This window comes from Pirellulales bacterium (genome assembly GCA_035939775.1).
GTDB lineage: Bacteria > Planctomycetota > Planctomycetia > Pirellulales > DATAWG01 > DASZFO01.
In genome coordinates this window covers 46,971-57,945 of the sequence record DASZFO010000104.1, presented here as the reverse complement: position 1 = coordinate 57,945, position 10,975 = coordinate 46,971, and the positions used below count along the sequence as shown (strand labels likewise).

Annotated in this window: 8 protein-coding genes; 7 read left to right on the top strand and 1 reads right to left on the bottom strand. The window is 63.5% G+C overall.

Going from position 1 to position 10,975, the window contains the following annotated elements:
- The 4 genes from VGY55_06700 to VGY55_06685 all read left to right on the top strand — a co-directional run.
- Nucleotides 1-480, top strand: a 480-nt coding sequence (locus tag VGY55_06700) for a MotA/TolQ/ExbB proton channel family protein (GenBank protein HEV2969661.1), incomplete at its 5' end; no start/stop codon positions are given.
- A 2-nt stretch (nt 481-482) separates the two neighbouring features.
- The gene (locus VGY55_06695; GenBank protein HEV2969660.1) at nt 483-899 is read left to right on the top strand and encodes a biopolymer transporter ExbD; all 417 of its coding nucleotides are present in this window, start codon (nt 483-485) and stop codon (nt 897-899) included.
- Nucleotides 900-1,021: 122 nt separating this feature from the next.
- Complete coding sequence (locus VGY55_06690) at nt 1,022-4,798, top strand: prenyltransferase/squalene oxidase repeat-containing protein (GenBank protein ID HEV2969659.1); 3,777 nt, start codon at nt 1,022-1,024, stop codon at nt 4,796-4,798.
- A gap of 247 nt (nt 4,799-5,045) precedes the next feature.
- A complete protein-coding gene (locus VGY55_06685) occupies nt 5,046-5,492 on the top strand; it encodes a hypothetical protein (GenBank protein HEV2969658.1) in 447 nt (148 codons plus the stop codon).
- Between the two features lie 495 nt (nt 5,493-5,987).
- Here the strand turns inward: VGY55_06685 and VGY55_06680 are convergent, their stop codons facing one another.
- Nucleotides 5,988-6,173: a hypothetical protein gene (locus VGY55_06680; GenBank protein ID HEV2969657.1), complete on the bottom strand. Its 186-nt coding sequence runs from the start codon at nt 6,171-6,173 to the stop codon at nt 5,988-5,990.
- 114 nt (nt 6,174-6,287) lie between these two features.
- Here VGY55_06680 and VGY55_06675 point away from each other — a divergent pair, with 114 nt between their 5' ends.
- From VGY55_06675 to gcvT, 3 genes are all read left to right on the top strand, one after another.
- Nucleotides 6,288-7,259 (top strand): HD domain-containing protein, encoded by a 972-nt coding sequence (locus tag VGY55_06675; protein ID HEV2969656.1) that lies wholly within the window; start codon nt 6,288-6,290, stop codon nt 7,257-7,259.
- Nucleotides 7,260-7,301: 42 nt separating this feature from the next.
- Nucleotides 7,302-9,662, top strand: a complete 2,361-nt coding sequence (rnr, locus tag VGY55_06670) for a ribonuclease R (protein HEV2969655.1) — start codon at nt 7,302-7,304, stop codon at nt 9,660-9,662.
- 160 nt (nt 9,663-9,822) lie between these two features.
- Nucleotides 9,823-10,968 (top strand): glycine cleavage system aminomethyltransferase GcvT, encoded by a 1,146-nt coding sequence (gcvT, locus tag VGY55_06665; protein HEV2969654.1) that lies wholly within the window; start codon nt 9,823-9,825, stop codon nt 10,966-10,968.
- Nucleotides 10,969-10,975 lie beyond the last annotated feature (7 nt).

The window sequence follows — 10,975 nt, the reverse complement described above, 5'->3', positions numbered from 1 at the left end:
CTCAAAACCGGCCGGCCGACGGACGAAGTGGAGCGGGCCGTGGCGGACTCGATCTCGCGCGAAAGCTGGAAGCTGAATTACAACGTCCGTCCGCTCGTGCTCGCCGTGACGGTAACACCGCTGATGGGCCTATTGGGCACGGTGCAAGGGATGATCATCGCCTTCTTCAAGACGGCCCATACGCCGGTCGGCCAGGATCGCGCGCTCGTGCTGGCCGACGGGATTTACTTGAAGCTAATCACGACGTTCGCCGGATTGGTCGTCGCCATTCCCGCGCTCGTGATTGCGCACTACTTCGAGGGGCGGATTCAGGCCCTGATGCGCGAGGTGGAAGACCTCGTGCAAAGCGTCCTGCCGCAGGTCGAGAAGTACGAAGGCAAGCTGCGCACCACGCGGCAGGCCACGGGCATCGAGCCGCCGCCGGTGGTGAAGGCGGAAGCGCTCGGCGAGCCGGCCATCGCGCAATCGGAAGGAGCTTGATCATGGCAGTCAACGTTCGCGGCCCCGTGGCCGGCAATGTGAACATGATGCCGATGATCGACATCCTATTCCAGATCGTGATCTTCTTCCTCGTCGCCGCGCAAATCCAGATTCAGGAGCGCTCGCTGCCGATCGTGCTGCCGCAAGCCAGCGCCGCCATGCCGCTTACGGCCAAGCCCAAGGAATTCTTCGTTCACGTCGATCGCGACGGGCACTATTACGCCGGCGGGAATTTCATCGAGCTGGACGCGCTGGAACGGGAGTTGAACCAAGCGGCGGTCGATAATCCCGAACGGCAATCGGTCGTGATACGAGCTGATGAAAAATGCGCCTGGAAGCACGTCGTGGCCGTGATGAACGCCTGCAACAAGGTTGGAATCAGCGACTACCGAGTGACGACCGCCGAACCGGGAACTTAGAACAAGACGATTTCTGACAGGATTACAGGATTGCGCAGGATTCCTTGTCGAAGGCTTCGCCTTCGTGTTGAAAACTAATCCTGTAATCCTGTCCAAATTTCGAGCGTGGGGATTGCGTGTCTATGAACGAGCAGCGTCACGTGGTCCGCAAGGTCGATCCGTCGGATCATGCCGATTTCGACGAGCAGCTTTGGCCGGTCAATCTGGCGCTGGTGCTCCTTTGCGGTTGCGTCGGGGGAGTGATCTGGGCGAATAGCGATTTTCAGACACCGGACCTGTTGAATAACGGCTACATCCGACTGGTCACGCTGGTCGGGAGCGTTTTTGTGTTGGGTCTGCTGGCGATCAAGCTCGGTGGCCGAGAGGCGCGCCGGCTTCAGTTGGCGGCCTTCTTGAGCGTCGCCTTGCATTTCGGAGTGGCCATCGGCGCGATCGCGTTTCGACCAGATCATTCCGAGTGGGGTAACGGGCCAAAACGCGAGGCGGCCACTCGCGAACTCCGCCCGATCGATGTGCTGCCCGACTACCATCTCACGCGCGCGTTGCCGAATCGGCCGCAGGAGGAGATCGAGCGGCCGGTCGAGACGAAGATTCCCGACAGCTTGGTTCTGGAAGCGATCCAGCCGAAGCCGCGCGACAATGCCGCCAGTCTCGGCGCGCTCCAGCCCAGGGAGACTGTCGCAATCGCCGACACGGCGCCATCGCTTGCGGCCTTGCCGCAGGAGCGCAAGCGGATCGAGCCCGCCGCGCCGCGCCGCGGCGATCTCGATGCGCAGCTCGCTAAGCAACAATCGCCGATCAATTCGACTCCAGTAGCCGGGCCCGTGAAGTCGATCGACTTGAGCGTGCCGACCACCAAGGCCGGGCCGCTCGAAGCCCGTTCGATGCCGCTTGGTCATCAAACGACCGATCCGACGGTGCCGCGCCGACCGGACGACTCGACCGTGGCGATGACGTCGGCGCCGCTCCAGCCGGGCGGTCCGCGATCGACCCCTGCCCCGCGAACGAACGATCTGCCATCGCCGCTAGTGGCGCAGGGACCGAAGCTGGTTAAGACGATCACCGAGCCGGGACCGACGCCGCGCGGCGAGGCGCCCGAACCTGCGGCGGCGGCGAAGGCTGCGGTCGCCGATTTGAGCCAACTTAGTCCAGCAACGGGCGTCGGGCGACTGGCGCCCGCTGGCGCCGTGGTCGGACGAACTGGAAATGAGCTGGCTATGACCGCGCCGATCGCTGCGCCGTCGCTCGTCTCGGCAAGCCGCCGAGCCGTGACGACACCGAGCGATGAGTCTTCCGCCGCTAGTTCGGCAAATGCGCCGCGGCTCGCGGCGCGCGCGGGATTGGCGACGACCGGGCCGGCCTCCGACGTGGCGTCGCTCTCCGGTCAAGCACCGTTGCGTTCAGCCGACGGCGGCCGCGGTCCCGGTTCGCTCAATCCGGCGGCAACTCAAGTCACGCGCGGCACGCTGGCTCGCGGCGCGCCGCCTCGTCCCGCTGGCCCGGCGCTTTCCGATCCGGCCGGGGCCGGCGGCTTCGGCGCAAGTTTGGCGATGGCCGGGCCGCTGCCGGGTCGCAGCCAGTCGCCAGTCGGACCGAATCCCGACCCGTCTCTCGCCGCTGGCGGGCCAGTCGGCAAAGGCAAGCTCGGTTTTTCCGGGATCAATCGAGCGACATACTTAGCCCCGGTCGCCGGGCTTCCTTCATCGAGGCCGCGCGGTGGCGCGGGTGAATCCGGCGGCGTGGAGAACGATTCTGATGCCCCCGTCGCCGACGTCCGAGCGACCGGCGCGGTGCGCACGGCGGCCGGTTCGGGCATTCCGGGCGGCGCACTCGTGGCCGGCGGGAGCGGGCCCGGCGACGGCCCGGGTGGAGATGGCGGCGACGGCGGCAACGGCCGAATCGGGGTCGCTCAAGTCGGCCGGCCCGGCGCTGGAACCGAGGATCTTCCCGGCGGAATCATCGGCGGCATGCCCGGCGGATTGGGGACCGGCATTGGCCGAGCGGGACGGTCCGCGCAAGGCGGCTTTGCCGCGGACGCACAGGCCGATCTGCCGCAACTCGCCGGCGGCAGCCCCACCGGCAGCGGCGACCACGGCTCGGGCAATGGCGGCAATGGTCCCGGTGGCGATGGCAGCGGGCAGTACGGTCCAGGCTGGAGCGGTCTCGAAGGCGCGCTGGCCGGCGTCGGGCGTCAATCGGCGGGCGGCCTTCCGACTGGCGGCGGATCGGGTGAAGGGTCCGGTCAGCCCGGCGCGGGCATCGACGGAATCGCGGGAGGAGTGCAAGTCGGCGCGGCGGGGTCCGGCGCCGGAGCGCCGGGGTTGTCCGGCAACGGCGATGGCGGACCTTCCGCGGTTGGAGCGGGAATCGGAGGTCTTTTGCCGAAATCGAATTCGATCGGCACGCCGGGCGGATTGGCCGTCGAAGGCGCAACGCCGCAGTTCGCCGGATCGCCCGCCGCCTCCGGTACCGGCAACAATGCGACTGGTGGAGCGAGCGGATCGGGGGACGACGGTCCAGGCGGGCCGGGTGGAATCGGCCTCGGCGGCGACGGGAGCGGTCGGCGCTATGGCAACGCCGGGCTGTACGTGAAAAGCGCCCTGCTCGGCAGCCCCGATTCAACGGCGGCCGGCCGAGTGCCGCAATTCGGCGTGCCGGATCGCCGAGCGCTTCCCGATAGCGACCAGCTTGCCATCAGCTCCGGCCGGTTCTTACAGCGTCAGCCGGGGGGCGGCGGGCCGGCCGTCGCCGCCGATGCACCGGTCCGAGCGCCGACGCCTTCCTTCAGCGGCCGCAGCCGCGAGGGTCGCAACGGCAAGGGCAACGGCAACGCCGATTCCGACGGCCGCACCGAGCAGTCGATCGAACTCGGGCTTGTCTATCTCGCTCAGATGCAGGCCGCCGATGGAAGCTGGAGCCTGCACCGATTCCCCGGCGCGACCGAGTCTGATGCCGGCGTCTATCGCTCCGACACGGCCGCCACCGGCCTCGCGCTCTTGGCCTTCCTCGGCGCCGGTTACGACCATTTCGACGACAAGTATCACAACACTGTCCGCCGCGGCCTCGAGTATCTCTTGAACCATCAAAAGGCCGATGGCGATTTGTTTCTGCCGATGGACCAGCAGGCAAATCCGAATCGTTGGACCCGGCTTTACAGCCATGCGATTGCCACGCTCTCCGTTTGCGAAGCGCTGGGAATGACCGGCGACAAGCGGCTCCGCGAGCCGGCCCAAAAGGCGGTCAACTTCATCCTCGCCGCGCAAGATCGAAGAAACGGCGGCTGGCGCTACGATCCGGGCGACGATAGCGATACATCCGTCACCGGTTGGCAAACCACCGCGCTCAAGAGCGGGGAACTGGCTGGCTTGGAGGTTCCCAAAGTTGCGTACGAGCGGGTAGCTCAGTTTCTCGATTCCGCGCAAATCTCGCCGCAAGACGGCTCGCGCTACATTTATCGTCCGCAAGACCCGCGATCGCAGAGCCCGCTCGATTCGCGCCGGCCGACGATGACCGCCGTCGCCCTCTTGACCCGCATTTATCTCGGTTGGCGGCGCGACGATCCGAACCTGCTCCGCGGGGCCGAATTCATCATGACGAACCCGCCGCGGGCGACCGACATGTACTCGCGCGACACGTACTACTGGTACTACGCCACGCAAGTCATGTTCCAACTCAAGGGCGACTACTGGAAAGCCTGGAACGAGCGGCTGCATCCGCTATTGATCAACAGCCAGATCGCCACCGGCTCGCTCGCCGGAAGCTGGGACCCGCAACACCCCGTCCCCGACCGCTGGGGCTCCGTCTGCGGGCGCATCTACGTCACCACGATGAACCTCCTCTCGCTCGAAGTCTACTACCGCCACCTGCCGATCTATGAAGTAAATCCGGCAAAACCATAAGTTATTGTCCCAACGACAGTCGGACGACTCTGATTCCAATGGGACATACACCGGGGCGCGGGCATAGAATAAAGTCTGATCCGGCAAAGAAGCGCCGATTTCAGAAAAGAGCCGCGGAGAAGAGGGCCACCGCGGATAAGCAATATGACGAGGCGAGGAAGGCCTGGGATGAAATGTCGGATGAGGCGCGCCGCATGCGTCCGGAACTCGATCCGGATCTGGTCAAGCCTCATTGGAGATGAAATCGATGATTCGTAAACTGCCAAAGCCGCCGGCAACTCAACGCCGCTTCGCGAGCAGTTGGGCCGAACTGGACTACCTCTGCAAAAAGATTCGGTATTGGTTGTACTCACGAAAACAGACGGCCAGTGCTCAGCGTTACGTGGATCGCTTGGAGCGGGTCCTGCGCGATGTGCCCGACAACGATATGGCGATCATTCGCGAGGAAGCATTAGCGCTGCTGTCCGAACTCAAAGGGAGCGTAAGGGAGGCCATTGCACACCGGACGCGCGAGATCGAGCTAATGAAGCGACTGCACGTAGACGCCCGGTCTCCAAATTACTCGGACACCACCATGGCCTATATGCTTCGTGATCGAGACTCAGTCGCCTTGCAAGAGCGGCGAGCTATCTTGGAAACGCTCGAGAGAACGAATGGCCGTCAAATCGACGCATTGGCGCCCCGGCGAAAATAGGACTTAGTGCGAAGGCGTGGAATCAGACAAGATTAGCGCGACTTTTGGCATTGATTTGGTGCTCAAATGGCATGGGGGTTTCAAGTTAAGTGCCCCGATTGCGCACACGAATGGGAAGGGATCGAAGTGATCTTACGGTTCGGCCCTCGCATCGCGATAAAGCCCGGGCACACGCAAGACTTGTACTGTCCGCGCTGCTATTTGCGAATTTGTCTCCCGCGAATGGTCGATCGTAACGCCTGGCGCGTGTGGCACGAAGAATTCCTGGCCAGTGAAGACTCGCGATCACCGTTCTTTAACTCAGTAGCCGAGATTATCGGCGCGTCCGTAGCGTCGTCCCGTTGGTACGCTCCGGTGATAGTTCAATTCCAGGAAATGGATTGCCCACAGTGCCACCAATCCCTCGAACGCAGCTCAGATTCCGGCAAACGGTTACTCTGCCCCAAGTGCGGAAGTACATCCACCATTCTGAACGAATACTTCCAACATGTCTGTCTACGCCCAGAGCCGCCAAGCGACCGCTAGCGCCAGCGTCACGAGCGTCAGCCGCAGGCAGACGCGGAGGTATTCCCAGAACGAAATCGCGACCCCTTCACGCCGGGCTTTCAAAATGGCGATCAGGTTGGCCAGCGAGCCGAATAGCGCCGGTTTCCCGGTCGGCATGCTCTCGTCGGTTGTCACTTGTCACTCCCTTGTGGCCCGTGCCCTGCCGCGCTAGAATCAATTCGCTATATGGGGGAATTTTTCTCGGGCCGGCCGAGCGGTTTGGCCTTCTTTGGATCAGAAAGAGTTGTGATGCAGCGTCGTTTTGTCAATCAATTGGGGCATCAAGAAACGGTCGACCAGGTGTTTCTAGCTTCGCAGAAACAGCTTCGGCCTAACCGCAACGGCAATCTGTACTTGCAGGTCGAATTGTCGGACCGGAGCGGTTCGCTTTCCGCCCGGATGTGGAACGCCGGCGACGCCGATTATCGCGGTTTCGAGGATGGCGATTTCGTCCGCGTCGAGGGATCGACGCAGGTCTATCAAGGCGGCCTGCAAATGATCGCCACCAGCATTTGCAAGGCCCGGACCGAGGAAATCGAGTTCGCCGATTTCATGCACCTTTCGCCGGCCGAGATCGATCGGCTGGCGGCGCGGCTGGCCGAATTGCTCCGCGGCATGCGCGATCCGCATCTGCGAAACCTGGCCGAGTGTTTTCTGGCCGACGAAGAGTTCATGCGCCGCTTCGCGCGCGCTCCGGCGGGGATCAAGAACCATCATGCCTATCTGGGCGGGCTGGTCGAGCACGTCGTCAACCTGATGGAGATCGCCGCGCGGATCGTCGATCGCTATCCGGCCATCGACCGCGATCTGCTGCTGTTCGGCGCGTTCCTGCACGACATCGGCAAGATCGAGGAGCTGAGCAGCGAGCGCGGATTCGTATACACCGACGCCGGGCAGATGCTTGGGCACGTCGTACTCGCGGTAACGATCCTCGACGCCAAGCTGGCCGAGGCGGAAAAGCTTTCGGGCGAAGCGATCCCGGCCGAAACGGCGCTCCGGCTGAAGCACATGATCATCAGCCATCACGGAGCGTATGAATTCGGCGCCCCCAAGCTGCCGATGACGCTCGAAGCGGTGGCCCTGCATTATCTCGACAACCTCGACGCCAAGATCCACCACTTCCAACAACTCATCCGCGACGACGCCAATTGCGACAGCTCGTGGACCCAGTTCCACCCCGGCCTGAGCCGCAAGCTGTTCAAGGGCGCGGCGAGCGAATGACGAATGTCGAAGCACGAATGTCGAAAGAATGACGAAACACGAATGACGAATGTTGATCTCGAATCGAAAATCCTCGACCATGTCGGGCAGCCGAATTACCAGCCGGTCAAACCGCGGGTGATCGCCAAGAAGCTCGGCGTTGGCGACGATCGCGAGCGGGAATTCAAAAGGGTGCTCAAGCGGCTCGTGAAGTCGGGCCAGTTGGTCTACGGCGCAAGCCATCTTGTTTTCCCCACGGCCGGCAGGGTCAGCAAAGCTGTTGACGGCAAGGCGGCGAGCGGCAATGATGCCGGCGACGCCGCGAAATCGGCTGAGTCGGCGACGAAATCGGCCGGCGGCGCGGCGAAATCCGCGCGGTCTCCCGCGCCGCGTGGCGTCGTGGCCAGCCAGATCACGGGACTCTTTCGCCGCGCGCAGGCTGGCTTTGGTTTCGTGCGGCCCACCGATTCTGCCCCGCAAGCCGATCGCAAGTTGGACGTGTTTATCCCCGCCGATCGGACGCTCGATGCGGCCAGCGGCGATACGGTGCTGGTCAAACTTCAGAAGCATCGCGACGTGCGCCGCCCGAATCCGGTCGGCGAGATCGTCGAAGTGCTCGAACGGGAAACGCACCAATTCGTGGGCACATACTTCGAGTCGGCGGGCAATGCCTATGCCCAGGTCGACGGCACACTCTTCGTCCGCCCGATCCTGCTCGGCGATCCGGGGGCGAAAAACGCCCAGCCCGACGACAAAGTCGTCTTCGAGATGGTGCGCTTTCCGACGCACTATCGCGACGGCGAAGGGGTGATCATCGAAGTGCTCGGCGCCCGTGGCGATCCGGGGGTCGATACGCTTTCGATCATCCGCGAATACAACCTGCCCGATCAATTTGCCGACGATGCGCTCGAAGACGCCCGCAAGCAGGCCGAGCGGTTCGATGAAACGATCGCGGGGCAGCGCGTCGATCTCACTCGCGAGACGGTGATCACGATCGATCCGGTCGATGCCCGCGACTTCGACGACGCGATTTCTCTCGAGCGGATCGAAAACGGCCACTGGCGTCTCGGGGTGCATATCGCCGACGTCTCGCATTTCGTGCGTGGCAAGAGTCCGCTCGATCGCGAGGCCCTACACCGCGGCACGAGTGTTTATTTGCCCGACCGCGTCGTGCCGATGCTCCCCGAGATCATCTCGAACAATCTGGCGAGCCTCCAGCCGCATAAAGTGCGATACACGAAGACGGCCTTCATCGAGTTCACGCCAGAAGGGGCGCGGGTGGCGGTCGATGTCCATACCGCGGCGATCAAGAGCAGGCGGCGGTTCACCTATGAAGAAGTCGATCACTACTTGGCCGATCGCGAGGACTGGCGCGGCAAGCTCACTCCCGACGTGCACGATCTGCTCGGCCGGATGCACGAATTGGCGATGATCCTGCGTGCCCGGCGGTTCGGCCGCGGGGCACTCGAATTGGCGATGAAGGAGATCAAGGTCGATCTGGACAAGGATGGCCGCGTGTCGGGCGCTCACGTCGTACAAAACACCGAGAGCCATCAGATCATCGAGGAATTCATGCTCGCGGCCAATGAGGCGGTCGCCGAGGTATTGCACGAAGCGGGCTTTCTCTTTCTGCGTCGCGTGCATTCCGATCCCGATCCGCGAAAGCTCGAAGCGCTCGACAAGTTCGTCGCCGATTTGGGCTTTCACACGGAGAGCCTCGTGAGCCGCTTCGCGTTGCAAAAGCTGCTGAGCTTGGTCGCCGGCCGCCCCGAGCAACATGCCGTGAACTACGCCGTGCTGCGCAGCCTGCAACGGGCCGTCTACAGCCCGGTCGAGGAAGGGCACTACGCATTGGCGAGCGATTGCTATTGCCATTTCACCTCGCCGATCCGCCGCTATCCCGACCTGACGATCCATCGCCTGATCGACCATTACCTGCACCGCAAGAAGCCAGTGAACGACATGGCGGACTTGGCCCGCTTGGGCGAGCATTGTTCGGATCGCGAGCAACGGGCCGAAGCGGCCGAGCGCGAGCTGACGAAGCTCAAGCTGCTCGTCTACATGAGCCAGCGGATCGGCGAGGAAATGGACGCGGTCGTGACGGGGGTCGAGGATTTCGGACTGTTCGTGCAAGGAATCAATCTGCCGGCGGAAGGTCTGATCCGCGTCTCGTCCCTGGCCGATGATTTCTACAGCTTCGACCGCGCCGCGCACACGCTCACGGGCCGCCGCTCGGGCAATGCCTTCCGGCTGGGTGACCCGGTCCGCGTGAGCGTCGCCCGCGTGGACACCGACCGCCGCGAACTCGATTTCCAACTCGTCCAGCACGGCCGCCGCGCTGGCAAGAAAATGGAACGGCCAACCTACGGCCAATTCAAACGCCCCAACCGCGGCCCGCCGAAACGCGGGAAGAAGCGGCGGTAGCGGCCCCTGGCATGGATGGGGGAAGCCGCTACAATACCAGCGGTCAGCGGGGCGGATCCTTGGCATCTTGACGCGTAACGAGATTGTTGCGCCGCACTGCGCGACCATCGGGCCCGACTTGAATTACGAGTCCCGAATCCCTAGCCCCGAATCCCTCTTCATGTCCGTCGCGCTTGCAAATCCGCCGTTGGCCAAGACGCCGCTCTACGATTGGCACGCGGCGCACGGCGGGAAGCTGGTCGATTTCGCCGGTTGGTCGATGCCGGTGCATTTCGGCTCGATCGTGGCCGAGCACCAGGCAACGCGGACCACGGCGGGGCTATTCGACGTGTCGCACATGGGGCGGCTCAACTTCGCCGGCCCAGGTTGCGGCAGGTTTCTAGAGGGTTTACTCACGCGCCGAGTCTCCGATATGGCGGTTGGACAGATTCGCTATTCGTTGGTGACCAACGATACCGGCGGGATTCTCGACGACGTGTTGATCTACCGTCTCGCCGACGCAGCCGATAGCTCGCCGCGGCACTTGCTCGTCGTCAATGCCAGCAATCGCACCAAGATTCTCAACTGGGTCCGGTTCCGGCTGGCTGGCCGCAGCGTGCTGCTCAACGACGTGACCCTCGAGACGGCGATGATCGCCGTCCAAGGTCCGACGGCGCTGCGACTCATGCAGCCCCTGTTGGCCGCTGATCTCGCTGCATTGACGTATTACTACGGTATCGAGACGGATGTAGCAGGTTCGCCCGCCATCGTCAGCCGCACCGGCTACACGGGCGAGGATGGCTTCGAGCTGACGGTGCCGGCGCCCGCCGCCGTCGTCATTTGGGAGAAGCTGCTCGCCGCGGGCCACGATCAAGGCGTCATGGCCGCCGGGCTCGGGGCGCGAGATACATTGCGCCTCGAAGCCGCCATGCCGCTCTATGGCCACGAATTGTCCGAAGAGATCAATCCGCTGGAAGCCGGCCTCGGTTTCGCCGTCAACTTGGAGAATCGAATGTTTCCCGGTCGCGATGCGCTGGCCAAGCTCAAGCAATCGCCGCTAGCACGAGTTCGCATCGGCCTCGAATTGTCGGGCAAGCGCGTTCCGCGCGAGCATTACCCAATTCTGCGCGGCCCGGAAGCCGGCTCGCGAACCCAGATCGGTGAAGTGACCAGCGGAACCTTTTCACCCACGCTCAATCGGCCCATCGCGATGGGCTACGTCCGCCCCGATGCGGCCGATCCGGGCGCCGAATTGTTCGTCGACATTCGCGGGCAATCCGAGCCGGCGCGCGTCGTGAAATTGCCGTTTTATCGCCGTTCTTCGTAAAGGGATT

What these genes read in the sequence shown, in the direction of transcription:
- VGY55_06695 (HEV2969660.1), top strand. Translation starts at nt 483, where the DNA reads ATGGCAGTCAACGTTCGCGGCCCCGTGGCCGGCAATGTGAACATGATG.
- VGY55_06690 (HEV2969659.1), top strand. Translation starts at nt 1,022, where the DNA reads ATGAACGAGCAGCGTCACGTGGTCCGCAAGGTCGATCCGTCGGATCAT.
- VGY55_06685 (HEV2969658.1), top strand. Translation starts at nt 5,046, where the DNA reads ATGATTCGTAAACTGCCAAAGCCGCCGGCAACTCAACGCCGCTTCGCG.
- VGY55_06675 (HEV2969656.1), top strand. Translation starts at nt 6,288, where the DNA reads ATGCAGCGTCGTTTTGTCAATCAATTGGGGCATCAAGAAACGGTCGAC.
- rnr (HEV2969655.1), top strand. Translation starts at nt 7,302, where the DNA reads ATGACGAATGTTGATCTCGAATCGAAAATCCTCGACCATGTCGGGCAG.
- gcvT (HEV2969654.1), top strand. Translation starts at nt 9,823, where the DNA reads ATGTCCGTCGCGCTTGCAAATCCGCCGTTGGCCAAGACGCCGCTCTAC.